This is a genomic window from Kitasatospora sp. NPDC001660 (assembly GCF_053596725.1).
Map to the genome: position 1 here is coordinate 52,300 of NZ_JBSFGU010000001.1, position 23,143 is coordinate 75,442.

The 23,143-nt window shown below is 72.4% G+C and carries 24 protein-coding genes and 1 pseudogene; 9 read left to right on the top strand and 16 right to left on the bottom strand.

The features are described 5' to 3' along the window. Window positions 1-6: 6 nt before the first annotated feature. The 5 genes from ACWCXH_RS00225 (at window position 7) to ACWCXH_RS00245 (ending at window position 5,133) form a co-directional block, all read left to right on the top strand. On the top strand, window positions 7-945 hold the full coding sequence (locus ACWCXH_RS00225; protein ID WP_449799030.1) for a GHMP family kinase ATP-binding protein: 939 nt from the start codon (window positions 7-9) through the stop codon (window positions 943-945). Next, the gene (locus tag ACWCXH_RS00230; protein WP_449799031.1) at window positions 935-3,199 is read left to right on the top strand and encodes a pyridoxal-phosphate dependent enzyme; all 2,265 of its coding nucleotides are present in this window, start codon (window positions 935-937) and stop codon (window positions 3,197-3,199) included. The genes ACWCXH_RS00225 and ACWCXH_RS00230 overlap by 11 nt, the downstream gene beginning before the upstream one ends. After that, entirely contained in the window at window positions 3,196-3,915 is a 720-nt protein-coding gene (locus ACWCXH_RS00235; RefSeq protein ID WP_449799032.1) for an AzlC family ABC transporter permease, read from the top strand. Before ACWCXH_RS00230 ends, ACWCXH_RS00235 begins: the two co-directional genes overlap by 4 nt. Beyond that, the gene (locus tag ACWCXH_RS00240) at window positions 3,915-4,214 is read left to right on the top strand and encodes an AzlD domain-containing protein (protein ID WP_449799033.1); all 300 of its coding nucleotides are present in this window, start codon (window positions 3,915-3,917) and stop codon (window positions 4,212-4,214) included. The genes ACWCXH_RS00235 and ACWCXH_RS00240 overlap by 1 nt, the downstream gene beginning before the upstream one ends. A gap of 175 nt (window positions 4,215-4,389) precedes the next feature. Further along, window positions 4,390-5,133, top strand: coding sequence for an alanyl-tRNA editing protein (locus ACWCXH_RS00245; RefSeq protein ID WP_449799034.1), 744 nt, complete (start codon window positions 4,390-4,392; stop codon window positions 5,131-5,133). 490 nt (window positions 5,134-5,623) lie between these two features. Here ACWCXH_RS00245 and ACWCXH_RS00250 read toward each other — a convergent pair. The 5 genes and pseudogenes from ACWCXH_RS00250 to ACWCXH_RS00270 form a co-directional block, all read right to left on the bottom strand. Further along, a pseudogene (locus ACWCXH_RS00250) lies at window positions 5,624-5,886 on the bottom strand (aldo/keto reductase); the annotation flags it as partial. A 15-nt stretch (window positions 5,887-5,901) separates the two neighbouring features. Beyond that, a complete protein-coding gene (locus ACWCXH_RS00255; protein ID WP_449799035.1) occupies window positions 5,902-6,714 on the bottom strand; it encodes an ABC transporter permease in 813 nt (270 codons plus the stop codon). A 13-nt stretch (window positions 6,715-6,727) separates the two neighbouring features. Continuing rightward, window positions 6,728-7,624 carry an ABC transporter permease gene (locus ACWCXH_RS00260; protein ID WP_449799036.1) on the bottom strand — a complete coding sequence of 299 codons (897 nt, stop codon included), beginning with the start codon at window positions 7,622-7,624 and terminating at the stop codon, window positions 6,728-6,730. 3 nt (window positions 7,625-7,627) lie between these two features. After that, complete coding sequence (locus ACWCXH_RS00265; RefSeq protein WP_449799037.1) at window positions 7,628-8,824, bottom strand: ABC transporter substrate-binding protein; 1,197 nt, start codon at window positions 8,822-8,824, stop codon at window positions 7,628-7,630. Between the two features lie 39 nt (window positions 8,825-8,863). After that, window positions 8,864-9,925, bottom strand: coding sequence for an ABC transporter ATP-binding protein (locus tag ACWCXH_RS00270; RefSeq protein ID WP_449799038.1), 1,062 nt, complete (start codon window positions 9,923-9,925; stop codon window positions 8,864-8,866). Between the two features lie 156 nt (window positions 9,926-10,081). Between ACWCXH_RS00270 and ACWCXH_RS00275 the strand changes: the two genes are divergently transcribed. Both ACWCXH_RS00275 and ACWCXH_RS00280 read left to right on the top strand, forming a co-directional pair. Beyond that, complete coding sequence (locus ACWCXH_RS00275; protein WP_449799039.1) at window positions 10,082-11,605, top strand: PucR family transcriptional regulator; 1,524 nt, start codon at window positions 10,082-10,084, stop codon at window positions 11,603-11,605. Between the two features lie 100 nt (window positions 11,606-11,705). Next, a complete protein-coding gene (locus tag ACWCXH_RS00280; protein ID WP_449799040.1) occupies window positions 11,706-12,005 on the top strand; it encodes a hypothetical protein in 300 nt (99 codons plus the stop codon). Window positions 12,006-12,046: 41 nt separating this feature from the next. Here ACWCXH_RS00280 and ACWCXH_RS00285 read toward each other — a convergent pair whose 3' ends face one another. The 5 genes from ACWCXH_RS00285 to ACWCXH_RS00305 form a co-directional block, all read right to left on the bottom strand. After that, the gene (locus tag ACWCXH_RS00285) at window positions 12,047-13,237 is read right to left on the bottom strand and encodes a hypothetical protein (RefSeq protein ID WP_449799041.1); all 1,191 of its coding nucleotides are present in this window, start codon (window positions 13,235-13,237) and stop codon (window positions 12,047-12,049) included. A gap of 231 nt (window positions 13,238-13,468) precedes the next feature. Beyond that, complete coding sequence (locus tag ACWCXH_RS00290) at window positions 13,469-13,825, bottom strand: hypothetical protein (protein WP_449799042.1); 357 nt, start codon at window positions 13,823-13,825, stop codon at window positions 13,469-13,471. A gap of 512 nt (window positions 13,826-14,337) precedes the next feature. Continuing rightward, window positions 14,338-15,717, bottom strand: a complete 1,380-nt coding sequence (locus ACWCXH_RS00295; protein ID WP_449799043.1) for a pyridoxal-phosphate dependent enzyme — start codon at window positions 15,715-15,717, stop codon at window positions 14,338-14,340. Between the two features lie 90 nt (window positions 15,718-15,807). Then, the gene (locus ACWCXH_RS00300) at window positions 15,808-16,233 is read right to left on the bottom strand and encodes a hypothetical protein (RefSeq protein ID WP_449799044.1); all 426 of its coding nucleotides are present in this window, start codon (window positions 16,231-16,233) and stop codon (window positions 15,808-15,810) included. A gap of 46 nt (window positions 16,234-16,279) precedes the next feature. Further along, complete coding sequence (locus ACWCXH_RS00305; RefSeq protein WP_449799045.1) at window positions 16,280-16,495, bottom strand: hypothetical protein; 216 nt, start codon at window positions 16,493-16,495, stop codon at window positions 16,280-16,282. Between the two features lie 192 nt (window positions 16,496-16,687). Between ACWCXH_RS00305 and ACWCXH_RS00310 the strand changes: the two genes are divergently transcribed. Then, entirely contained in the window at window positions 16,688-17,113 is a 426-nt protein-coding gene (locus ACWCXH_RS00310; protein WP_449799046.1) for a helix-turn-helix domain-containing protein, read from the top strand. A 66-nt stretch (window positions 17,114-17,179) separates the two neighbouring features. On the opposite strand, the gene ACWCXH_RS00315 is transcribed toward ACWCXH_RS00310, so the two are convergent. From ACWCXH_RS00315 to ACWCXH_RS00325, 3 genes are all read right to left on the bottom strand, one after another. Then, window positions 17,180-17,782, bottom strand: coding sequence for a ClpP family protease (locus ACWCXH_RS00315; protein WP_449799047.1), 603 nt, complete (start codon window positions 17,780-17,782; stop codon window positions 17,180-17,182). Between the two features lies 1 nt (window position 17,783). After that, window positions 17,784-18,422 (bottom strand): ATP-dependent Clp protease proteolytic subunit, encoded by a 639-nt coding sequence (locus ACWCXH_RS00320; protein ID WP_449799048.1) that lies wholly within the window; start codon window positions 18,420-18,422, stop codon window positions 17,784-17,786. Between the two features lie 292 nt (window positions 18,423-18,714). Then, on the bottom strand, window positions 18,715-19,086 hold the full coding sequence (locus ACWCXH_RS00325) for a winged helix-turn-helix transcriptional regulator (RefSeq protein WP_449799049.1): 372 nt from the start codon (window positions 19,084-19,086) through the stop codon (window positions 18,715-18,717). A 92-nt stretch (window positions 19,087-19,178) separates the two neighbouring features. Here ACWCXH_RS00325 and ACWCXH_RS00330 point away from each other — a divergent pair, with 92 nt between their 5' ends. Further along, window positions 19,179-20,018, top strand: a complete 840-nt coding sequence (locus tag ACWCXH_RS00330) for an SDR family oxidoreductase (protein ID WP_449799050.1) — start codon at window positions 19,179-19,181, stop codon at window positions 20,016-20,018. 153 nt (window positions 20,019-20,171) lie between these two features. On the opposite strand, the gene ACWCXH_RS00335 is transcribed toward ACWCXH_RS00330, so the two are convergent. The 3 genes from ACWCXH_RS00335 to ACWCXH_RS00345 all read right to left on the bottom strand — a co-directional run bounded on the left by ACWCXH_RS00335 (window position 20,172) and on the right by ACWCXH_RS00345 (window position 23,071). Further along, on the bottom strand, window positions 20,172-20,612 hold the full coding sequence (locus tag ACWCXH_RS00335) for a hypothetical protein (RefSeq protein ID WP_449799051.1): 441 nt from the start codon (window positions 20,610-20,612) through the stop codon (window positions 20,172-20,174). Between the two features lie 262 nt (window positions 20,613-20,874). After that, a complete protein-coding gene (locus ACWCXH_RS00340) occupies window positions 20,875-21,720 on the bottom strand; it encodes a serine hydrolase domain-containing protein (protein WP_449799052.1) in 846 nt (281 codons plus the stop codon). A gap of 256 nt (window positions 21,721-21,976) precedes the next feature. Continuing rightward, window positions 21,977-23,071, bottom strand: coding sequence for a mechanosensitive ion channel family protein (locus ACWCXH_RS00345; protein ID WP_449799053.1), 1,095 nt, complete (start codon window positions 23,069-23,071; stop codon window positions 21,977-21,979). Between the last annotated feature and the right edge of the window lie 72 nt (window positions 23,072-23,143).

The window sequence follows — 23,143 nt, forward strand, 5'->3', positions numbered from 1 at the left end:
AACGACATGTTCATAGGAAAGGAAGCGGGCATCGGGGTCGCCAACGGCACCTTCGGGGAGCTGCTGCAGGGGATGCTGCTCGAACGCCGGCGCCGGTTCCTGGTGACCTTGCCCATCGACGCCTGGTCGACGGCGGTCTTCCGGGCCACCGCGACGACCGACGAGATATCGGTCAGTCCCGCCTCGAAGCACAAGTCCCGACAGCTGGCCACCCGCATCCTGCGGGCCCACGGCTACACCGGCGGCGGCACACTGGAACTCGACACCGCGATACCGGAGGGCAAGGGGCTGGCCAGCTCGTCGGCCGACCTCGTCGCCACCGCCCGCGCCGTGGCCGACGCGCTGGGAGTCACCCTGGACGAAGCGGCGACCGAGCACTTCCTCCGCGGGATCGAACCGTCCGACGGCGTCATGTACGCGGGCATCGTCAGCTACTACCACCGCGAGGTACGGCTGCGGGAGCGGCTCGGCTTCCTGCCACCGCTCACCATCGTGGCGCACGACCCGGGCGGCACGGTGAACACCGTCGACTTCAACCAGTCGGCCGCGGCACCGACCCTCCGGGAACGCCGCGAATACCGGGACCTGCTCGACGCCCTGGGCACCGCCGTGAGCTCCGGCGACCTCGCCGCGATCGGCCGGGTCTCCACCAGGAGCGCCGAGTTGCACGCCCGGCGGACCCCCCGGCCGGACTTCGAGGAGATGCGCGGGATCTGCCGGGACCACGACGGGCTCGGACTGGTCGTCGCCCACAGCGGCACCGTCCTCGGCATCCTCCTCGGCGAGCACGGCACCGACCCGGAGCGGGTCGAGCAGGTCCTCGCCCGCTGCGCCCGCCTGCCGGGCACGGTGCAGGTCCACCGCACCCTGGGCAAGGCCGATTACGACGCCCCGCCCCCCTTCGTCCACCACGCCGGCTCCATCGGAGGAGACTGTGCTCTTTGACAGTGTTGTCGACGCGATAGGCCACACCCCGCTGGTCCGGCTGCGTCTCGACGCGGCCCCGGGCGTGGAGGTCTTTGCCAAGCTGGAATGCCAGAACCTCTTCGGCATGAAGGACCGGGTCGCCCGCAACATCATCCTGACGGCCAAACGGACCGGCGACCTGCCCGACGGCGCCGCGATCGTCGAGAGCTCCTCGGGGACGATGGCCCTCGGCGTGGCACTCGTCGGCCGCGCGCTCGGCCACCCCGTCCACATCGTCACCGACCCGCGGATCGACGAGATCACGCTGGCCAAACTGCGTTCCCTCGGCTGCGAGGTCCACATCGTCAGGGCGATGACGGGGACCGGCTGGCAGGGCGCCCGCCTGGAGCTCCTGGCCCGGCTGCGCGCCGAACTCCCCGGCGCGTTCTGGCCGGACCAGTACGGCAACCCCGACAATCCGGCCGGCTACCGCGCACTGGCGGCCGAACTGCTGGACGATCTCGGCGAGTTCGACGTGCTGGTCGGCTCGGTCGGCAGCGGCGGCTCGCTCTGCGGCACGGCCCGGCGGTTACGGACCACCCTGCCGGAGCTACGGGTGGTCGGGGTGGACTCCGTCGGCAGCGTGCTGTTCGGGCAGCCCGACCAGCCCGGACGCAAGCAGAGCGGCCTCGGCAACAGCCTCATGCCGGGCAACCTCGACCGGCGGCTGATCGACGAGGTGCACTGGCTCAACGACCTGGAGGCCTTCACCGCGACCCGCGACCTCGCCCGCGAACAGCAGATCTTCGCGGGCAACACCTCCGGATCCGTCTACCAGCTGCTGCGCCACCTTGCGGCCGGCGCAGCCCCGGGGACGCGGATCGTCGGCATCCTCCCCGACCGCGGCGACCGCTACACCCGCACCATCTACGACGACGACTACTGGACCGAGCACCGGGTCGACCAGCAGGTACCCGCCGCCGAACCGGTCACGATCGCCCCGGACCGGGTCGCCGAGAGCTGGTCCCGCGCCGAGGAGATCGAACGCTCCGCGGACCGCCAGCGCCTGCTCTTCGTCGAGTCGAACACCACCGGCACCGGCCTGCTGGCGCTGCGGCTCACCCGGGACCTCGGGCTCACGCCGGTCCTGCTCACCAACTCCCCCGAACGCTACCCGGGCGTGGCCGCCACCGGCTGCGAGGTGGTCACCTGCGACACCAACTCCGCGGCGGCGCTGCGCCAAACCGTCCGCGCCAACTGGCGCCGGGAGGAGATCGCCGGGGTCGCCACCACCAGCGACTTCTACCTCCCCACGGTGGCCGGGCTCACCACGCTCCTGGGCCTGCCGGGGAACTCCGTGGAGAGCATGACCGCCTGCCGCGACAAGACCGTCACCAGGGCGCGGCTGGCGGAGGCCGGCGTCCGGCAGCCGCGGTTCGCGATCCTGGCCGACCCGGCGGAGGTGCCGCAGGCGGTGGCCCGGACCGGCCTCCCCTGCGTGGTCAAGCCGGCCGACGACAGCGGCTCCAACAACGTCCTGCTGTGCACCACCGCCGAGCAGGCGATCGCGCAGAGCCGGGTGATCCTGGCCGAGACCGTCAACGTCCGCGGGCAGGCCACCGCCGGCACGGTGCTCGTCGAGGAGTACCTGGACGGACCGGAGTTCAGTGTCGAGACGTTCAGCTGGGCCGGCGAGGTGCACTGCGTCGGGATCACCCAGAAGCACCTGGCCGGCCCGCCGCACTTCGTCGAGCACGGCCACGTCTTCCCGGCCGCCCTGGCGCCCCGCGTGGCGAACGGACTGGCCGAGGCCGCCCGGCGGGCCGTGCGGGCGGTCGGGCTGACCAACGGCGCCGCACACACCGAGGTGCGGCTCACCGACGAAGGCCCGGCCGTCATCGAGATCAACGGCCGGCTGGCGGGCGGGATGATCCCGGAGCTGATCCGGCTGTCCACCGGGATCCACCTGCTGGAGGAGCAGGTGCGGGCCGCACTCGGCCGCCCGCCCCGGCTGGACCGCGCCCCGACCGGGGCCGCCGCCATCCGCTTCCTGCTCGCCGACCGCGAGGGCACCTTCTCGCACGTCGCCGGGATCGAGGCGGCGCAGGCCCTCGAAGGCGTCCGGCATGTCACCGTCACAGCTCGCCCGGAACAGCGGGTGGAGCCCGCCCGGAACGCATACCATCGGCTCGGCTACGTCATCGCCGAGGGCGAATCCCCCGACGTGGCCGCCGAGTTGTGCGCCAAGGCGCACGACGAACTCACGATCGTGCTGCGAGAGCGGAACACATGACCAAAGCGCAATCCACCGCGAGCCCGGTACCCACCGCCGACAGCTGGCCACGGCAGAGAGCGGCCGTGCTGCGGGACGCGGTGGGCGTCGGGCTCGCGGTCGGCGCCCTGGGCCTGTCCTTCGGCGCCCTGGCCGTCGTCGCGGGCTTCTCCGTGCTGCAGAGCTGCGTGCTGTCCCTGCTGATGTTCTCCGGGGCCTCGCAGTTCGCCGTGATCGGCGTCCTCGGCGCCGGCGGCGCGGCCCTCACCGGCGCGGCGACCGCGGCCCTGCTGGGGGTGCGCAACAGCCTGTACGGGCTGAACCTGTCCGCCCTGCTTCAGGTCGGCGGCCTGCGGCGGGTGGCCACGGCGCAGCTGGTGCTGGACGAGAGCTCGGCGATGTCCATGGGCCGCGGCACCGAGCGAGAAGCGCGGCTGGCCTTCCACGCCACCGGGGCGGCGGTCTTCGTCTGCTGGAACCTGGCCACGCTCGCCGGCGCGCTCGGTGCGAAGGTCCTGCCCGACCCGGAGGCGCTCGGTCTGGACGTCGCGTCGCCCGCGGCGTTCGTCGCGCTGCTGATGCCGCGGCTGCGCGAGCGGCGGTACTGGGCGGTGGCCGCGGCGGCCGCCGCCGTCGCCCTCGCCGGGGTGCCGTTCCTTCCCGTCGGGGTGCCGGTGCTGCTCGCCGGACTCGTCGCCGGACTCGCCGGCCCGGCGCTGCGGAAGGAGAGCCGCTGATGTGGACCGCGATCCTGCTCGGCAGTCTCGGCGTCTACCTGCTCAAGCTGGCCGGGCTGTGCGTACCGGAGTCGGTGCTGAAGCGGCGGCGCGTCCAGGAGGTTTCGGCGCTCCTGCCGGTCGCCCTGCTGGCGGCGCTGGTCGCGGTGCAGACCTTCGGCAGCGGCCACCACCTCACGCTGGACGCCCGCGCGGCCGGCTTCGGCGTGGCCGTGGTGGCCGCGCTCCTGCGGGCGCCCTTCCTCCTGGTCGTGGCGCTCGGCGCCGCCACCGCGGCGCTTCTGCGGCTGCTCAGTTGACGTAGCGTCAAATGATCGACGACTGACCGCGTATGCTCGGAGCGACTGGCGACGCGCGGCCGTACGGGCGAGTACGGGCAGGTCTGCGCGCGAGGACCGCCAGAGGTACCGCAGTGTCACCGGAAAGGAGACGGAGCCGACGGGCCCGGCCGGGCAACTGCGGCTCCAACTGCCCATGGGAATCGACCACCACGGCCGTACACACCGCCTGGACTGGGAAGACGTCACGCTGAGGGAATGGGACTGCACGGTCCTGTGGTCGGATCCGGCCGACCCCGAGGCCGGAATCGTCCTGGACCGCTCGGCCTTCTACCCGGGCGGCGGCGGCCAGCCGCCGGACCACGGCGTGCTGATCTGGCAGGGTGTGCAGACCACCATCGTCGGCACCCGCAAGGGCGACGACCTGTTCCTGCTGCCCGCCCCCGGCGACCCGGTCCCGCCTGCGGGCACCACGGTGACCGGCGCCCTCGACGACCGGCGGCGCACCTCCCTGATGCGCACCCACTCCGGGCTGCACGTCCTGTGCGGCACGGTCTTCCGGGACTTCGGCGCGCTGGTGACGGGCAACAGCATGGAGCCCGGCGAGGCCCGGATGGACTTCAACCTGCCGGAGGTGCCTCCGGGCTTCAAGCAGGCCCTGGAGGACGCCGTCAACGCGGAGATCGCGGCCGACCGCAAGATCGTGGTCCGAGTCCTGCCGAAGGACGAGGCCGAGGCCATCCCCGACCTGGTCCGGACCCAGTTCAAGGCCCCGCCCAGCATGCCCGAGGTCCGCGTGGTCGACATCGTCGGTCTCGACGCCCAGGCCGACGGCGGCACCCACGTGGCCTCCACCGGCCAGATCGGCCGCATCGTCGTCACCAAGGTGGAGAGCAAGGGCCGCCAGAACCGCCGGGTCAGGATCCGGCTGGAGCCCTGACACCACGGCCTGTCCTCGGCGGGCTCGGCCCGGGAACCGGTCGGCCGCCGGCGGGGCCGGGCCGGTGAGCCGGGGCGCCTCCGACTCCGGCCCCGCCGCGCAGCGCTGAGGCCCGAGGCCGTGGCCGGCCATGGCCGCACGGGCGGGGAAAACCCGCAGCCACCGAAATACCGACGGCTTGTCATGACTGAAACACTGTCGGACCGGGCATAAGGCCGTCAGCCACCGATGGCCTCGGCTGAAGCTCCCCCACGAGCCCAACCGAGGCCTGGCCGGCGACCGGGCCTGGACGTGACTCCCCCCACGGAGTGGCGACCAGGCCCGCATGGTGTTCAACCAGCGACACGCAGCGTACATGTCATATCGACGTAACGCTACTGCCTCGTGCCCGGCCGCTCGTCCGCCCGCGCGAATCGGCCGGTTCCGCGGGCTCCGCGCCGCTCATCGCAGCAGCTCATCCGGGCCCGGCCGGGCGTCCCGCGCGCCGGCGTCACCAGCGGTCTGCACCTGCGACCGGATCCGACGGTCGTACAGCTCCCGTACGGCGGCCAGGGTGGCGTCCGGCAGCGGCGCCAGATCGGCGGCGGCCGCGTTGGCCCGGGCCTGCGCCACGTTGCGGGCACCCGGGATCACCGTCGTCACCCCCGGCTGCTGGATGATCCGGCGCAGCGCCGTCTGCGCCGCGGGGGCGCCCTCGGGCACGAGCGCGGCGAACTCCTCCGCCGCCTCTTTCGCGCCCGAGCGCGTCTCCCCGTACGTCCGACGGCTTCACGGTCGACCTCCGGGTGCGTCAGCGGACAGGCGCTGGGCGAGGTGGACGGGGATCACGGAGAGCAGGACCAGGACGGCGGCCACGACGTTGACGACGGGGGCCTGGTTGGGGCGGGCCAGGTTGGCGTAGATCCAGACGGGCAGGGTCTGGACGCCGGGGCCGGCGGTGAAGGTGGTGACCACGATCTCGTCGAAGGAGAGCGCGAACGCCAGCAGCCCGCCCGCGAGCAGCGCCGACCGCACGGCCGGGAAGGTGACGTACCGGAAGGTCTGGAAGGTGTGCGCGCCGAGGTCGGCCGAGGCCTCCTCGGCCGAGGGCGACATCCGGCGCAGCCTGGCGACGACGTTGTTGAAGACCACGACGATGCAGAACGTGGCGTGCCCGATGACGACGGTGAGCAGTCCGAAGCCGAGGCCCGCCGGGCCGAGCACCGTGCGGAACGCGGCGTTGAGCGCGATGCCGGTGACGATGCCGGGTAGCGCGATCGGGAGGATCACCAGGAACGACACCGCCTGCCGGCCGAAGAACCGGTACCGCTGGACGGCGAAGGCCGTCATGGTTCCGAGGACCAGTGCCACCAGGGTGGCCCCCGCTCCCGCCTGCAGTGAGGCGACGAGCGCGCTGCGGGCGCCGTCGGACTGCCAGGCCCGCACCCACCACTCGGTGGTGAGCCCGGTCGGCGGCCAGGCGAAGGACCGGTCCCGGTTGAGCGAGTTGAGGAGGACCAGCAGCAGTGGCAGGTAGACGACGGCGAGGCCGGCGGCCGTGGCCGCGCGCAGCGCGATCCGGGTTCGGCGGGAGAGGATCACTGGTGTTCGCCCCCTACAGCGAGTCCAGGGCGCCGGTCCGGCGCACGGCGAGCAGGTAGCCGATGATCATGACCACCGGCACGCAGGACAGCGCGGCGGCCAGCGGCAGGTCGAGCGTCACGTTGTCGGCGATCGCGGTGCCCAGCACCTGGGTCTTCCCGCCGACGATCCGCACCGCGATGTAGTCGCCCAGGCTCAGCGAGAAGGTGAACACCGACCCGGCGAACACCGAGGGCTTGACCAGTGGAAGGACCACCGAGCGGAAGGTCCGCCCCGCCGAGGCGCCCAGGTCGGCCGAGGCGTCGAGGAGGTCGGGCGGCAGGTTCTCAAGCCCCGCGTAGACCGGCAGGATCATGTACGGCAGCCACAGGTAGGCGAGGACGACGATCACCGCCGCCGTGCCGTACCCGGGGCCGGCCAGTCCGAACGGGCCACCGAGCCAGTCGAGGACGCCGCCCTGGCTGAAGATCGCCCGCCAGGCGTACGCCTTGACCAGGTAGCTGGCCCAGAGCGGGGTCAGCACGGCCACCACGAGGAGCCTGCGGGTGCGCGGCCGGGCGATCCGGGCCATGTAGAAGGCCATCGGGAACGCCACCACGGCGTCGATCACCGTGACCGCGACGGCGATGCCGAGCGTGCGCAGGGCGATCGACCGGTAGACCGGCTCGGTGAGGACGGTGGTGAAGTTGGCCGTGTTCCAGATCCGGACGACGTCGGAGGTGAAGTCGTCGACCGTCCAGAAGGCCGAGAGGAACAGGACGGCGAGCGAGCCCAGGTAGGCCAGCACCAGCCAGGCCATCGGCGCCGCCAGCAGCAGCGCCAGCCGCAGTCCGGCGTACCGGTGCAGGACGGAGGCCGCCTGCCGCACGCCGCCCCGCCGCAGTGGCGGGGCGGCCAGGTCGGTCGCCATCGGTCAGCCCTTGATCTCGGTCCAGGCGGCGGTCCAGGCGGCGTAGTCGGTGCAGGAAGCCCCTCGGCCGTCCAGGCAGTTCTTGACCGGGGTGGTCCAGTAGTGGACGTTCTTCCAGTACGCCTCGTCGGTGGCGTGGAAGGTGGTGCAGAAGTTCTTGTCCGACGTCCGGTCGCAGGCCTTGGAGTTGGCCGGGGCCTCGCCGAACCACTCGGCGACCTGGGCGTTGGCCTTCGGCGAGACGATCCAGTTCATCCACTGGTAGGCGCAGTCGGGGTGCGCGGCCTTCGCCGAGACCATCCAGGTGTCCGACCAGCCGGTCGCGCCCTCCTTCGGCAGCACCGCCTGGACCGGCGCCTTGTCGGCCTGCGCCATGTTGGCGATCACCTGCCAGGTGGTACCGACCACGGTGTCGCCGGTCTTGAAGGAGTTCTCCGCCTTCTGGTAGTCGCTCCAGTACTCGCCGACCGACTTGTGCTGGGTCTTCAACAGGTCGACGGCCGCCTTGAGTTGGGCGTCGTCCAGGGCGTAGGGGTTCTTGATGCCCAGGTCCGGCCTGGTCTTCATCAGGTACAGCGCCGCGTCGGCGATGTAGATCGCGGAGTCGTAGGCGGTGACGTGGCCGGCGTAGGCGAAGGCGCCGTCGAAGACCACGCTCCACGAGTCCGGCGCCGGTGAGACCTTGTCGGTGCGGTACATCAGCAGGTTGGCACCGCGGCCGTGCGGGATGCCGTACATCCGGCCGTTCACCGAGTTCCACGGCTGGTTCTTCAGGCCGTCGAAGACGTCCGCGTAGTTGGGCACGAGATCGGTGTTGACGGGTGCGACATCGCCGGCCGCGATCAGCCGGAGCGTCGCGTCTCCGGACGCCGAGACCGCGTCGTACTGGCCGGTCTTCATCAGCGAGACCATCTCGTCCGAGGTGCCGGCGATCTTCGTGTTGACCTTGCAGCCGGTCTGCTGCTCGAAGGGGTGGACCCAGTCGACGTTCTTGTCGTCCGAACCGTCCTCGGCATAGCCGGCCCAGGCGACCAGGTTCACCTGACCCTCACCGGCGCCCAGGGACTGGAGCACCGGCAGTTTCGGCGGGTTCGGACCGTGGGTGCCGGCCGTTCCGGCGGTGCTGCCGCAGCCTGCGGCCAGCAGGACGGCGGCGGTGGCGGCGGCGGCCGCGGGACGGGCGATCGCGGGGATGCGCATTCGGTGTGTTCCGATCTTCGAGGAAGTGGTGGGGACGGGCTACTCGCCGACGCGGACGGTGTGCTTCCGCTGCCAGGCCAGCACGACGTCGGTGCCGCGGTGCCGGACGACGTCGGCCGAGCCCTCGTCGAGGTTCTGCCGGACGGCGGTCAGCCGCCCGCCGGCCTCCAGGTCGACCAGGAACCGGGTGTGGCCGCCCGCGTAGACGACCTCGGCCACCCGCCCGGTCGCCGACAGCTCGTCGGGTCCGGCGGGATCGTCCGGGTGCGCTATCCGGATCCTCTCCGGCCGGACGCTGAACAGCCCGGCCTCGCCCACGACCTGCTCGGCCGCCGCGCCGTCCAGCAGGTTGGCAGTGCCGACGAAGCCGGCGACGAAGGCCGTGGCCGGGCGCTCGTACACCTCGGCGGGCGAGCCGACCTGCTCGATCCGGCCCGCGTTGAACACCGCGACGCGGTCGCTCATCGTCAGGGCCTCGTCCTGGTCGTGGGTGACGAACACGAAGGTGATCCCGACCTCGCGCTGGATCTGCTTGAGCTCCACCTGCATCTCGTGACGCAGTTTCAGATCGAGTGCGCCGAGCGGCTCGTCGAGCAGCAGCACCTTCGGGCGGTTCACCAGTGCCCTGGCCAGCGCCACCCGCTGGCGCTGGCCGCCGGAGAGCCGGGCCGGCCGGCGCCGCTCGAAACCGTCGAGCCGCACCATCGCGAGCGCCGCGCGCACCCGCTCCGCCCGTTGTGCCCTGGGCACCCGGCGGACCATCAGGCCGTAGCCGACGTTCTGTTCGACCGTCATGTGCGGGAAGAGCGCGTAGTCCTGGAACACCGTGTTGACGTCCCGGTCGAACGGGGCGAGACCGGTGACATCGGCTCCGCCCAGCAGGATCCGGCCGGAGGTCGGCGGCTCGAAGCCCGCGATCATGCGCAGCACCGTGGTCTTCCCCGACCCGGACGGGCCGAGCATCGCGAAGAACTCGCCCTCACCGATCTCCAGGTCCACGCCGTCGACCGCGCGGACCTGGCCGTCGAAGGTCTTCGCCAGCCCTTCGAGGCGGACCGCCGCGCGCGCCGGAGCCGGTCGGGGCGGATCGTCGTCGCTCATCAAGTCGTGCGGCCCTCCTGGTCGGTGTCGCGCCATCGGTGTCATGCAACGGACCAACGGCCCGGCGCTCGGAAACCTAGGAGGATTCCCCCGATCCGGCCATGGACGCCCGCACGGACTTCCGCCGCCGAGTTGTGCGGCGCTACAGTCCGGCGCATGTCCGTGACGCTGCGCGAACTGCTTCGGGAAGAGGTCCTCGGCCTGCGGCTGTGCACCGGCGCCGCCGGTGTCGACCGCGTCGTGCGCTGGGTCGCGGTGACGGAACTCGCCGATCCGACACCGTGGATGACGGGGGGCGAGCTGCTCCTCACCACGGGCCTGCGGCAGCGGACCGGCGCCGCGCAGACCGCCTTCGTCCAGCGGGTGGCGGCCGCCGGCGCGTCAGGCGTGGGCTTCGGCACCGGCCTGAGCCATCCCGCGGTCCCGCGGGCGACGGTGGCCGAGGCCGAGCGGCTGGGCCTGGCGGTGCTGGAGGTGCCGTACGAGACGCCGTTCATCGCGGTGAACCGCCTGGTCGCCGAACGGATCGCGGCCGAGGACCACAGCGCGCAACGGCGGCTGGCCGATCAGCACGACCTGCTGCTCCAGTCCCTGCTGAACGGCGAGGGCCTGGCCGCGCTCCTGCGGGTGCTGCGGCGGACCTGCGGGTCCGAGGTCGCCGTGGTCGACCGCCACGGCACGGTCCTCGCCGCCGCCCCGGAGCGTTCCGACGCGCTCGCCGAGGAGCTGCGCAGGGCCGGGCCGTCATCCCCCGGGGAGCACGACGGGCCGCTCCGGCTGCCGGTGCAAGTCGACGGGACGGTCGCGGCGTTCCTCTGCCTGCGGTCGGCCGGCCACGCGGCGGACGTACTCCCGCACGCGGTCGGGCTGGTCGGTCTGGAGCTGGCCCGCCGGCAGGCCCACCTGGCCGGGCGGCGGGAACTGGTCGGCCAGGTCGTCGAGGACATCGTGCGGGACGTGATCGCACCGGCGGCCGCCGAACGCAGGCTCGACGCGTTCGGGCTCGACGCCAAGGCCGCCCACCGGGTCGTCCTGGGCCGCCTGGCACCGGACGGCGGAGGGCCGGCGGCGGACCGGCGACTGGCGCGACTGCCGTGGCTCGCCCCGGGCCGCCCCGACTCCCCCGAGCCGGTGCTCACCGCCGTGGTCAACCGGTACCTGGTGGCGGTGGTCCCGCAGTCCGCGCCCGCGGATGCGCTGGCCCGGCGGTTCGGCACCGCGCTGTCCGGGCTCGACACCCGCGCCTCGGTCGGGATCGGCGGCTGCTACCGGGGCGTCGACGGCCTGCGCTGGAGCTGGTTCGAGGCCCAGGCAGCCCTCACCAGGGGCCCCGGGGTCCACACCGGCGACCCGCTCAACCTGCCGCGCCTGCTGCTGTCCAGCCCCGGCCTGCCGGTCAAGCAGCTCGCCACCGAGGTGCTGCGCCCGCTCACCCGGTTCGACGAGGCCAACCAGGCGGACCTCGTCTCGACCCTGCACGCCTACCTGGGCGCGGACTGCTCGGTCCAGGCGGTCGCCGACCGGCTGTACGTCCACCGGAACACCGTCCGCTACCGGCTGGACCAGATCGAGCGCCTCACCGGTCGGTCGCTGCAGTCCATGCAGGACCGCTTCCAGCTCTGGCTCGCCCTCCTCGCCGCCTTCCCCGACCGCGAGTCGGCCGGCTCCCAGCCCGACTGACCGCACTGCGGGCGCCCCTCGCGCGGGAACCGGATGACGCCGACTCCCGTCCCGCACGTCGGAGTTCACACGTTCGACCGGCACATCCACGGGGGACGGAATGTCGGAGAACATCGATCTCGGCGGAGCGTTCGTCGCCATCGTCGGGCTGGTGTTCGTCGGGGCAGGGCTCGCGGCGGCGATCGGCGTGGCCGCAAAGGCCGACCGACGGGCGCGGATCCTGCGGCACGGACTGCGGGCCGAGGGCCGGTGCCTGGAGACGTACGTGACGGTCGAGCGGCGGGTGGGCTCGGACCGGTCCGAACCGGGCCGTCACGTGCGGCACACGATCATCGGGTTCCGCACCGCGGACGGCCGCGGCGTCCGCACCGAGGAGACGTCGGCCGGCCGCGCTCCGTGAGGTGACGGCTCCACCGCTGAACGTTGCGGCCAGGGCCGCCGTCAGCGCGTCGGCCGTCGGCCCTTGCGGTGGTCCTGCTTCGGGAGGATCCGCCCGAGCATCGTCGGCCCCGAGGGTTCCCTGCGCACGGGTGCCTTCGGGAGCGGCGTCTCGTCCTCGAAGACGAAGGTCCGGCCGCTGATCTCGACCCACACGGACTCGTGCAGCAGCAGCCGCTGTCCGCGCCGCAGCTGCCACACCCGCCCCGGCCGGACCGCGCGCTCGGCGCCGTCGGCCGAGCGGACCCGGCAGCCGTTGGTGCTCGTGTCGTACGCCTCCAGGACGCCGTCGCGGCAGGCCAGCCGGACGTGGGAGCGGCTGACGAGGTGGGTGGCCGCGCCGGTGAGCCAGGGGCCGATCAGGACGGCCCGCTGCCCCTCGCGGGCCACCGGGTCGCGCCCAACGACGACGTCGTGACCGGCCACGACCACGACGCGCGTCTGCACCTCGTCGTTCACGTGGATCTTGACCTCGACCTGGCTCGGGCGCGGCCCGCGGTCGATCAGCGGCAGCCGGTGCGTCGGACAGACCGCCCGCCCCCGGTCGTGCCGCGGCAGCGCCTGCCCCGCGCCCGTCCGGCGGCCGCCCTCGAAGAGCCGGCAGCCGCGCTCCGGGCAGCGCCAGAGGCGTTCGAGGAACTCGCGGCGGGGGCCGCTGCCGGTACGCCGGTCGAGCATGCCGACGGAGAGCAGCAGACGCTCCTCCTCCTTGCGCGTGATCTGCCAGTCCTGCGGCACGGGCATGACCCGCCGGACGATCCCGACCCGGCCGCCGGGCAGGGGGACGGGCTTCACGAAGCGGTCGCGGTTGCCCGAGATCCACGGGTAGCGGCGGTGGAACTCGACGAACCCGTCGTCGCTGACGACCGAGACGCCGGAGAGGTCGGCGATCTCCAGCAGCCGGTCGTCCGCGACCGTGCGCGGCTCCATCAGCCCGGCCTCGACCCAGTCGTGCAGCTGCGCCCGCTCGGCCCGGCTGAGGTAGCCGTCGGTGAGCAGCGAGTCGTCGACGACGGCGTAGATCTGCAGGGTGTGGTCGCCCACGTGGGAGGCCAGCGCGCGGCAGAGCGCGGTGAGCCGCTGCAGGTCGGCCTTGCGGGCGCTCAGGAGGCCGTCGTCCCGGACGACGTTGGAGACGTCGACGACGAAGTCGGCCGAGGCCGGGTCCAGCGTCAGGAATTGCGCCGCAGACATGGGCCGAGGCTAGCAGCGACGGTGTCGATTCAACGTCAATGTCGCGGATTCTCAGGCCAGTTGCACGACAAGCACGGGTGATGCCGGTACTTCGCCATCACGGCCGGCCTGAACCTGGCGGTCCTCGCACTGGTGGGACTGGTGCCCCGGCGCGCCCAGCAGGCGCACGGCTGACGGACGGCGGCCTGCGGTGGGAAAGCTCGTGCTGGTGATCGGTGGTGACGACCAGGGTCATCTCTGCGGCGGGCTGTCCCGCGAGTAGGTGTCAGGCCGGTTGTGGGTGCCGCCGGAGTTCTGGTTGTGGATGGCCGCGTTGGCGGTGTACGACGTCCCGTCGGCGAAGTCGACCAGGCAGTGCAGGTGGGCGGTCTCCCCGCGCGCGGTGTCGTGAACGTGCGGGGTGCAGGAGACCGAACCGACCGGCCGGTGGTCCTGGGTGGTGATGTGGGACTTCATCGCGTTCTGCAGGGCCACGTAGGCGTCGCTGGTCGGCCCGCAGGCGACTGCTGCGGCGGCCAGGGCCACGGCCACGGTCACCAGGGAGGCCCGCGGCAGCCGAGCCGGCCCGCGAAGTCGGTCCACGCGCATCGGTGAGCTCCTGATCGCCGGTCGAAGGGAGCCCCGATCGTAGCCCCCGACCCGACGTCCACCGCGCCCGCGGCCTCGCCGTCCGGCCCACCCCGCCGAACGGGCCCAGCCGATCCCCGTCCCGTACGTCAACGCCTGCCGCTGACAGGGCGGTCGCCGATACGGTCCTCCGCCCGCGGACGACATTCCGACCGGCATGGCTGGAACTCGCCGCCTCAGGGCGGGAGTGGAGTTCGCCTGACGACATGGCTGCAAACCACAAGGAAGAAGTAGCCATGAGCGGCCCGGAGTTCACCAGCGCCCCCCGCGAGGCCCTCGCGGGCTGAACCCGCCCGGGGGCGTTTCCTCCACACGATGGAACGCTCACCGGAACCCCACCGAACCCCGCACAGACCCACACCCGCTTCCAGCCCTGGCGGGTCTTGGCTCGATGAACCACCACCCCGGCGCCGAGAAGCCAACGGGGGTGGCAGCACCGAGGGCTACCGCCCCTCCCCGTCGGCATCACTCGCCTACAAGAGCGCCGCCTTCGTCAGCACTCCGGCCGCCTTCCCGTCCACCAGCACCACCACCCCTGGCCGCCCGCCCGCCAGCGCGGCCCGCGCCTCGGCGGCCGACTGCCCGACCCCGACCGTCGGCAGGGCCGGCCCGAGCAGCGGGCGCACCGGGCCGTCGGCCTTGGCGCTGCCGTCCGCGAGCGCCGCCTGCAGCACCTCCCGGGACACCGAGCCGAGCACCTCCGCGTCGGCCACCCCGTACGGCCGCGCCGCCCGTGGCAGTACGACCGGGGCGACCCCGCCCGGCACGGCCCGCAGCGCCTCCAGCGCCCCGGCGACGGTCGCGTCCGCGCCGACCGTCACCAACGGGCCGGCTCCCTCCAGGGCTGCCCGCAGCTCCTCCTCCCCCGGCTCCTCCAGGAAGCCCAAGCGCCGCATCCACCCGTCGCTGTGGACCTTGGACAGGTAGGACCGGCCCGAGTCCGGCAGCAGCACCACGACCAGGTCGTCCGGCCCCAGTCCGCGCGCCACCCGCAGCGCCGCCGCCACCGCCGTCCCGGACGAAGGGCCTGCCAGGATGCCCTCCTCCCGCGCGAGCCGGCGCGCCGTCAGCAGCGACTCGCGGTCCGGAATCCGCTCGAACCGGTCTATCACCTCCGAGCGGTAGGCCTGCGGCCAGCGGTCCTCGACCGTCTCGGGGTGGAGGAAGTGGCCGATGCTCTCGACGAACCACGGGCTGCCGTCCCCGCCTCCGTACGACGAGGACTCCGGGTCCGCGCCGATGACCGTCACCGCGCCGCCGGACACCTGCTTGAGGTACCCGCCGGTGCCGGTGACGGTGCCTCCGGTGCCCACGCCCGCGACGAAGTGGGTCACCCGGCCGCCGGTCTGCTCCCAGATCTCGGGACCGGTGGTCCGGACATGGGCGTCCGGATTGGCCAGGTTGTCGTACTGGTTGGCGAGCCAGGCACCGGGGATCTCCTCAGTGAGCCGGCGGACCACGTTGAACAGGTGCCGCGGGTCCTCCTGCGGCACGGAGGTCGTCGCCAGCACCACCTCGGCCCCGTACGCCCGCAGGATGTCCGACTTCTCAGGTGCCGACTTGTCCGACACCCCGGCGATCACCCGGTACCCGCGCCGGCGGCCGACGATGGCGAGCCCGATGCCGGTGTTGCCCGAGGTCGCCTCGATGATCGTCCCGCCCGGCCCCAACAGGCCCTCCCGCTCGGCGGCCAGGACCATCGACAACGCGGCGCGGTCCTTGACGCTGCCGCCGATGTTGAGGAACTCGGCCTTGGCGTAGATCGGCGCGGCGGTCCCGGCGCCCAGCCGCGCAAGGCGGAACAGCGGTGTCCCGCCGATCGCGTCGAGGACGGACTCGTGCACTGCGGTCATGATGCGCTCCTTCATCCGGTGCAACGTGTGCAGACATGTCCGAGCCTGCCCACGCCCGCACCCGGCTAGACGGGTCCGAAGCGGGGTCGGTCACTTGCCTCCCCAGACGAACAGAAAGAGCACGAGGGGGACCAGACTCAACAGGACACCGATCACTTTGCCGATCGGGCCGCCATTCCTCCGACCTGCGAGCAGCAGCACGACACCGGACGGGAAGACGGCCACGAAGATCGGCAGCGGGATCAGCAGGAACCCTAGGGAGAGCATGATCTCGATGCCGAACTGCAGCCAGCCGACGACAAGGCAGGCCACGCGGAAGCCCCAACGCCCGGGCACCGCCAGGGGAATCAAGGTGCTGAAGCCGGCCAGACACCATCTGACGAGGGTCTCGCCGTCGGCGCCTGCCTCACCTGTCACGTACGCGACCGCGTAGATCAGCCACGAGGCACCGGCCCACGCGGCGAGCCCCCAAGGCCGGGGCTCGGCGTAGCGCGAGGCCAACGATCCGGTCATCATCCACCCCCAAGGATGCTTTGAACGCGTTCAAGATGCTTGAACGCGTTCAAAATAGCATCGTCATCCACCTCCTGAAGACCAGCCCCCTCAGGCGGCGGACGAGCACGCCATCCGGCAGCCGTGACAGGACGATCCGACCGGCCGCGCGGGAGCCGTGGTTGGCCACGGCGATGCTGCCGGGGGTGACCGAACCCGCCGGTTCGGAGGTGACGGACAGACAGCCGAGGACGGGAAGCAGCGTGCCGGCGATCCGGCTGAGCATGGACGTTCCTTCGCGGCCTTCGACGGCGGGCCGGTGCCGCCATCCCCGCGGAGCACCGCCACCGGCCGCCTGAGCAGCCGTACTCGATCCGGAGCGGGTTCACCGGCCCGCGGCTCCCGGCCGCCGCTCGGCTTCACCCAGGGCAGAACGTCACTCCCTTCCCCCGGCGCCCCGGATCCTTAGGCTGGAGGGGTGAGCACTCATGCGCCGAACGAAGCCCGCGTCATCCCCCTGCGCCCGCAGACCTCCCCGGCCGGTTCCGGTGGGGCGTCCAGTGCCCCGCAGCCGTCCGCGCCGAAGGAACCGCTGTGGCGCGACCTCGTCGGCGACGTGCTGCGGCGCGAGCGGCTCGCCCAGGAGCGCACGCTGAAGGACGTCGCCGAGGCGGCCCGGATCTCGATGCCGTACCTGTCGGAGCTGGAGCGCGGACGCAAGGAGGCCTCCTCCGAGGTGCTCGCGGCCGCCGCCCGGGCCCTCGGGCTCGGCCTCGCCGACCTGCTCTCGCTCGCCCAGGACGACCTGGCCCGGCACACCCGGAGCCGGACGGGCCGGAGCTCGGTCGGCCGCGGCCGTACGTCGCCCACCGCACGGTACGACGGACTCTGCCTCGTCGCCTGACCGAACCGGCGGCCGGTACACCCCTGTAGTACCGGCCACCGACCGGGCCGCTCGGGGCCCCGCGGCTCAGGCGAACGCGATCCGTCGGCTCAGCACCTCGTCGGCGATCCCGTACGCGACGGCCTCCTCCGCGGTGAGCACCTTGTCCCGGTCCATGTCCGCGCGCAGCGTCCCCACGTCGTGGTGCGTGTGCCGGGACAGGACCTCCTCCACCTGTGAGCGGATGCGGACCATCTCCTTGGCCGCGAGGCTGAGGTCGGAGACCGTCCCCTGCCGGCCGCCGCTGGCCGGCTGGCCGAGCAGCACCCGCGCGTGCTGGAGCACGAAGCGCCGCCCGGGATCTCCGCCGGCCAGCAGCACCGCCGCCGTCGACGCCGCCTGGCCGACGCAGAACGTCGAGATCGGCGCCTGCACGAACGTCATCGTGTCGTAGATCGCCATCAGTGAAGTGAACGATCCGCCGGGCGAGTTGAGATAGATCGAGATCTCCCGCTCCGGGTTCTCCGACTCCAGGTGCAGGAGTTGCGCGATGACCACGTTGGCGACGCCGTCGTCGATCTCGGTGCCGAGGAAGATGATCCGCTCGTTCAGCAGCCGGCTGAAGACGTCGTAGGACCGCTCGCCCTGCGCGGTGCGCTCGATCACGTAGGGAACCGTGTACGACCCCATGTCACAGCCCCATCCGTCGCCGCGACGAGGAGGGGCGGATGTCGGCGAGCGACTCCACGACCCGGTCCACGATCCCGTACTCCCTGGCCTGTTCGGCCGTGAACCAGCGGTCCCGGTCGCCGTCGCGCGCGATCGTCTCCTCGCTCTGCCCGGTGTGCTCGGCGGTGATCCGCTCGATGGCCTTCTTGGTGAACAGGAGGTTCTCCGCCTGGATCTCGATGTCCGCGGTGGAGCCGCCGATGCCCGCCGACGGCTGGTGCATCATGATCCGCGCGTTCGGCAGCGCGAACCGCTTGCCGGGCGCGCCTACGGTGAGCAGGAACTGCCCCATGCTGGCGGCGAACCCCATCGCCAGCGTCGAGACGTCGTTCGGGATGAGCCGCATGGTGTCGAAGATGGCGAGCCCCGCGGTGACCGACCCGCCCGGGCTGTTGATGTACAGGCAGATGTCGGTGCGCGGGTCCTCCGCCGAGAGCAGCAGCAGCTGCGCGCACACCCGGTTGGCCGACACGTCGTCGACCTGCGTGCCCAGCAGGACGATCCGCTGGGCGAGAAGCTGCGCCGCGAGGTGGTCGTCGAACCGGCTGGGCCGGGTGTCTCCCTCCTCCGCGCGGGGCGGAAGGGTGCCGAGTGGAGTCATCAGGTCTCCTCGAAGAAGCGGGAATGCCGTCGACTCCACTCTTGACCGCCGGAGACCCTCGGATGCGCTTTCTCTGCCCGCCGCAGATTCGCCACGGGCAGAGGCGACCTCAAGTTCCGGGCGACGGGATCCCACCAGTACCTGCGGCAGGCACCCCTGCACTCGCAGCGGCTCGTCCTCACCCACCACGCTCGTGGAGGGCCCGGCTTCGCGGAGACGGCCTTCGCCTGACCGGATCGGGCCGTTCACCGACTTCCGGTCCGCAGGCCGATGGCCGACCCCCGCTATCCGGCTATACGGCGTCGCGCGGCGGCAGCCGGCGTGTGATCCGGTCGAACAGGTCCGCCAGCGGCTCGCTGACCTCCTGGCCGAACTCCGTCAGTGCGTAGGTGACTTGAGGCGGTGACGTCGGCTCGACCTCTCGCCGGAGCAGACCGTCCCGGACCAGGACGCGCAGGGTCTGGGCGAGCATCTTCTCGCTGATCCCGTGGATGCTCTCGCGCAGCTCGTAGAAGCGGAGAGCGTTGCTCCGCAAGGAGATCAGCACCCAGACGCCCCACCTGCTGGTCACATGGTCGACCACGTCTCGCGCAGGGCAGTCGGTGTGAAACACCTCATACCGCTTCCCCGCCTCGGCCTGTCCGAACTGCACCCCTCCCACCATGTCATGAGCTTACCTCAAGGTATGTCCTTACGAAAGATTAGCCCGGCTCCTAACGTGAAGGCCACATCAGGGAATCGAGCAAGGAGCTGATCATGATCGTGGTGACCGGGGCTACCGGAAACGTCGGCCGGCCGCTGGTGCGGGCGCTCGCTGCGGCGGGCCACCAGGTGACGGCGGTGTCACGGCACGCGGCGCCGGTACCGGACGGCGTTCGCCACGTCGCGGCCGACCTCACCGAGCCCGCCGGCCTCGTACCCGTGCTGGCGGGAGCGAAGGCGCTGTTCCTCCTGCTGTCCGGCGACATGCACGCCGCCGGGGCCGGCCCGGCCGAGATCATCGGCCGGGCCGCGGCTCGCGGGGTCCGGCGCATCGTCCTGCTGTCCTCGCAGGGCGTGGCGACCAGGCCGTTCGGCCCGACGCGGATCGCGATGCGCGCCGTGGAGGACGCACTGCGGGAGTCCGGCCCGGAGTGGGCGATCCTCCGGCCTGGCGGATTCGCCTCGAACGCCCTCTGGTGGGCCGAGTCCATCCGCGCACAACAGCTCGTCGCCGCCCCCTTCGGCGACGTCGGCCTGCCGATCGTCGACCCGGCCGACATCGCCGAGGTCGCGGCGGCCTGCCTGCTGGAAGACCGTCACACCGGCGGCGTGTACGAGTTGACCGGCCCGGAGCCGATCACGCCCCGCCGGCAGACGGAGGCCATCGCCGCCGCGCTGGGCTCGCCCGTCCGGTTCTCCGAACTCACGCGTGACGAGGCCAGGTTCGCGATGGCCCGGGCCATGCCGGTGGAACTCGCCGACGACACCCTGGACATCCTCGGCTCCCCGAACCCGGCCGAACTGCGGATCAGCCCGGACGTCCAGCGGGTCCTCGGCCGCGCGCCGCGCCCGTTCGCCGACTGGGCCGCCCGCAACGTCGCCGCGTTCCGCTGATCGCACCGCCCCGGTTCACCGGAGTCGGGCCCGCAGGCCGACGGCCGGCCCCCACCTCGACGAGCGTGGGGCCGGCCGCTTCACTTCGGGTGTCGCCTCAGTCGGGCATCAACTGCCACCCCGGCAGTTGACGGCCAGGACCGTGGCCACAGGTCAGCGCACGGACACGGCGAACACCGGCGACGCGGTGTTCCCGCTGACGATGCGCAGCTCGTTGAGGCCCTTGATGCCGAGCTTCACGCCGAGCGAGTAGGCGCCGTTGCGGTTCGTGTTCACGGACGCCGGCAGGGTGACCCACTTGCCGTGCTGCTTCTGCTGCAGGGTCACCTTGGTCCCCGGCTTGAGGCCGGTGGTCGTGCCGTTGACCCGGAACAGCTCCCAGGCACGGACGGACGACACCGACAGCTTGGCGTTGATGCCGGCCTGGGTGGCGGCCGCGGCGGACGAGCCGGACGCGGCAGCCGTGGCGGCGACGGGCCCGGCGGTCGAGGCGGACGGGGCGGCGGCGATGGCGGTGCCCGCCAGGCCGATGGAGAGCACGCTGACGGCGGTCACGGCGGCCAGGCGCAGGGAGTTCCGCTTGGAGACGATCACGGGTGCACCTCTTTCGAGGGGAGGTGGTTGCCGGCCCGACCGCGGTGTCCGGTGCGATCCGGGCCCTGTCATGTACACGGACGCTGCACCGCGCGAATCGGTTGTGCGCGAAAAGTCACCACCTTGTAACAGCCTGCGACGCCCCCGATTCGCCCTCGTCCGGCCCACCTCCTCCCGTCGCCCTGCCAACCCTGTGTTCTGATCGTCCCGTTGACGCACCACCGACAGGAGCTCGCAGCGAGCCCACGCGTGACGCGTCGCGTCAGCCGCACAGGGCTGCCGCCTGCGCCTGCATCATCCCCTTGCTCGGCGGAACGGGTGCCTCGCCCTTCAGGTCGGCGCCGAGGTCGTAGACGTTGCCGACGAGGACCAGCTGCCGCTCACCGTCGGTGGTGGTGAGCGCGACGCTGGTGAAGCCGGGCCCGCCGCCGTCGGTCTCCCAGGCACCGATCGTCCTGGCCTGCGGCTCCGGGCCGCACGACACGTCCATGCGCTGCACGCCGAGCCCGTACGCCGGTGCGTGGGGGAAGTTCACCGTGGCGAGGAGTTCGCGCTGTTGCGCGGGGCGCAGCAGCTTGCCGGTGAACAGGGCCCGGTGGAAGTGGGCCAGGTCGTTGACGGTGGAGATCATGGCGCCGGCGGTCCAGCCGTACGACGGGCTGAAGCGGGTCACGTCCTGGCGCTTGAAGTCGTAACCGTGCAGGTGAGGGCCGTGGATGGCCGGATCGGTCAGCGGGAAGGAGGTGTCGTCGAGGCCGATCGGGGCGAGGATCCGCCGGTGGATCTCGGCGGACGCGCTGTGGGGCGTGACCGCCTCGATGACCAGACCGGCGACCAGGTAGTTGGTGTTGGAGTACGACCAGCCGGATCCGGGCGCGAACAGCGGCTTGTGCTGGACGGCACGGGTGATCACCTCGCGCGGGGTGTAGACGTAGCCCCGGTCGTGGCGCTCCAGGTAGGGGGCGAAGAACTCGGGCTCGGTGGTGGGGTCGTAGATGCCCGCGGTGTGGTTGAGCAACTGACGGACGGTGATGGCCGAACCGTCGTTGCCGTTCCCGTCGGGGTGGTTCGCGACCAGCCGGTCCGGCGCCCTCGGCCGCCGCCCCAACGATGGGCCGGACGTCCGTCCTCACACTGCGCTCACCGGCCCGCCGGGTGGTCCCGGCCCTGCTGGTCGCCCAGGCTCTCCTCGTCCACCTCCAGCCCGCCTCCGCCGCTCACGCGCACTGTCGCTCGGCCGCCGGCTGCGTCGTCCGATTACGGCTACGGCTTCGCCTGCGTCAGCCCCGACCGATCCCGGACATCGAGGACGCACCGGCGGGTTCCTGACCTTCCATCCGGTTTGGGGCCCACACCAACGGCGGTCACGTGGTGTGGGGGCCCCGGGCCGGGCGAGGGGTGTCGGCGGGCTCCCGGGTGTCCGGGCGCCGCACGGCCGCGTCCCCCACGGGTATGCGGGGCAGGGCGTACGGGTGTTCGTCCCGCAGGTAGCCGATGAGGTGCTCGCGCAGCGCGCAGCGGAGTGCGAACGCGTCGTCGGCGTTGGCCGCCGTGGCCAGCGCGCGGACGACGATCGTGGTGGGGGTGGTGTCGACCACCTGCAGGGCGCTGCCCTGACCGTCCCACAGGTCGCTCTTGGCCAGGAAGTCGTCGAACTCCTGCCGCAACAGCCCCACCGGGGCGTGGTGGTCGAGGTGGAGCAGCGCCGTACCGGTGATCCGACTGGAGCGGCGGGACCAGTTCTCGAACGGGCGGCCGACGAAGTAGGACATCGGCATCACCAGCCTCCGCTGGTCCCAGGTTTCGATGACCACGGCCGTCAGCGTGATTTCCTCGACCTTCCCCCATTCACCGGCCACCACCACCACGTCCCCGATGCGGGCCAGGTCACCGAAGGCCATCTGCACCCCGGCGAAGACGTTGGCGAGCGTGCTCTGCGCCGCCACGCCCGCCACCACGCCGACCAGCCCGGCGGAGGCCAGCAGGCTCGTGCCGACGCCGCGGACCTCCGGGAAGGTCATCAGGACGGCGCCCAGCGTGGCGACGGCGACGATCGCCTGGCAGATCCGGCCGAGCAGGCCGGCCTGGGTCCGGGCGCGCCCGGCCCACACCGGGTCCCGCCGGTGGACGGCGATCCTGAGGGCGCCCTCCGTGACGAGCACGACCAGGCGGCCGCACAGCCATCCGCCGGAGGCGATCGCGAGGATCACGGTCAGGTGCCGCAGCCCCTCGCGGACGGCGGGCGGTGCGGCGATCCACGGCTGCGCGGCGGCGAGCACGAGGCACGCCGCCAGCGCCAGGACCGGCCGGCGGCACCGGCGCACCAGGACCGGCACACCGACGGCGCCCCCGGGGACCGCCAGCCGCCGCGCCACCACCTGCGCCACCCGGTCGAGGCCGTAGGTGACGAGAGCGGCCGCGACACCGACGACGGCGAGGCGGAGCAGGCTCCACCACATGTGCCGGTCTCCTTTCCACGGCGGCGGTTCAGGCGGTTCAGTCGGGCGGCTCGGGCGGTCCGGGGCGGCCCG

What these genes read in the sequence shown, in the direction of transcription:
- ACWCXH_RS00225 (WP_449799030.1), top strand. Translation starts at nt 7, where the DNA reads ATGTTCATAGGAAAGGAAGCGGGCATCGGGGTCGCCAACGGCACCTTC.
- ACWCXH_RS00235 (WP_449799032.1), top strand. Translation starts at nt 3,196, where the DNA reads ATGACCAAAGCGCAATCCACCGCGAGCCCGGTACCCACCGCCGACAGC.
- ACWCXH_RS00240 (WP_449799033.1), top strand. Translation starts at nt 3,915, where the DNA reads ATGTGGACCGCGATCCTGCTCGGCAGTCTCGGCGTCTACCTGCTCAAG.
- ACWCXH_RS00245 (WP_449799034.1), top strand. Translation starts at nt 4,390, where the DNA reads ATGGGAATCGACCACCACGGCCGTACACACCGCCTGGACTGGGAAGAC.
- ACWCXH_RS00260 (WP_449799036.1), bottom strand. Translation starts at nt 7,624, where the DNA reads ATGGCGACCGACCTGGCCGCCCCGCCACTGCGGCGGGGCGGCGTGCGG.
- ACWCXH_RS00265 (WP_449799037.1), bottom strand. Translation starts at nt 8,824, where the DNA reads ATGCGCATCCCCGCGATCGCCCGTCCCGCGGCCGCCGCCGCCACCGCC.
- ACWCXH_RS00270 (WP_449799038.1), bottom strand. Translation starts at nt 9,925, where the DNA reads ATGAGCGACGACGATCCGCCCCGACCGGCTCCGGCGCGCGCGGCGGTC.
- ACWCXH_RS00275 (WP_449799039.1), top strand. Translation starts at nt 10,082, where the DNA reads ATGTCCGTGACGCTGCGCGAACTGCTTCGGGAAGAGGTCCTCGGCCTG.
- ACWCXH_RS00280 (WP_449799040.1), top strand. Translation starts at nt 11,706, where the DNA reads ATGTCGGAGAACATCGATCTCGGCGGAGCGTTCGTCGCCATCGTCGGG.
- ACWCXH_RS00285 (WP_449799041.1), bottom strand. Translation starts at nt 13,237, where the DNA reads ATGTCTGCGGCGCAATTCCTGACGCTGGACCCGGCCTCGGCCGACTTC.
- ACWCXH_RS00290 (WP_449799042.1), bottom strand. Translation starts at nt 13,825, where the DNA reads ATGCGCGTGGACCGACTTCGCGGGCCGGCTCGGCTGCCGCGGGCCTCC.
- ACWCXH_RS00295 (WP_449799043.1), bottom strand. Translation starts at nt 15,717, where the DNA reads ATGACCGCAGTGCACGAGTCCGTCCTCGACGCGATCGGCGGGACACCG.
- ACWCXH_RS00300 (WP_449799044.1), bottom strand. Translation starts at nt 16,233, where the DNA reads ATGATGACCGGATCGTTGGCCTCGCGCTACGCCGAGCCCCGGCCTTGG.
- ACWCXH_RS00305 (WP_449799045.1), bottom strand. Translation starts at nt 16,495, where the DNA reads ATGCTCAGCCGGATCGCCGGCACGCTGCTTCCCGTCCTCGGCTGTCTG.
- ACWCXH_RS00315 (WP_449799047.1), bottom strand. Translation starts at nt 17,782, where the DNA reads ATGGGGTCGTACACGGTTCCCTACGTGATCGAGCGCACCGCGCAGGGC.
- ACWCXH_RS00320 (WP_449799048.1), bottom strand. Translation starts at nt 18,422, where the DNA reads ATGACTCCACTCGGCACCCTTCCGCCCCGCGCGGAGGAGGGAGACACC.
- ACWCXH_RS00325 (WP_449799049.1), bottom strand. Translation starts at nt 19,086, where the DNA reads ATGGTGGGAGGGGTGCAGTTCGGACAGGCCGAGGCGGGGAAGCGGTAT.
- ACWCXH_RS00330 (WP_449799050.1), top strand. Translation starts at nt 19,179, where the DNA reads ATGATCGTGGTGACCGGGGCTACCGGAAACGTCGGCCGGCCGCTGGTG.
- ACWCXH_RS00345 (WP_449799053.1), bottom strand. Translation starts at nt 23,071, where the DNA reads ATGTGGTGGAGCCTGCTCCGCCTCGCCGTCGTCGGTGTCGCGGCCGCT.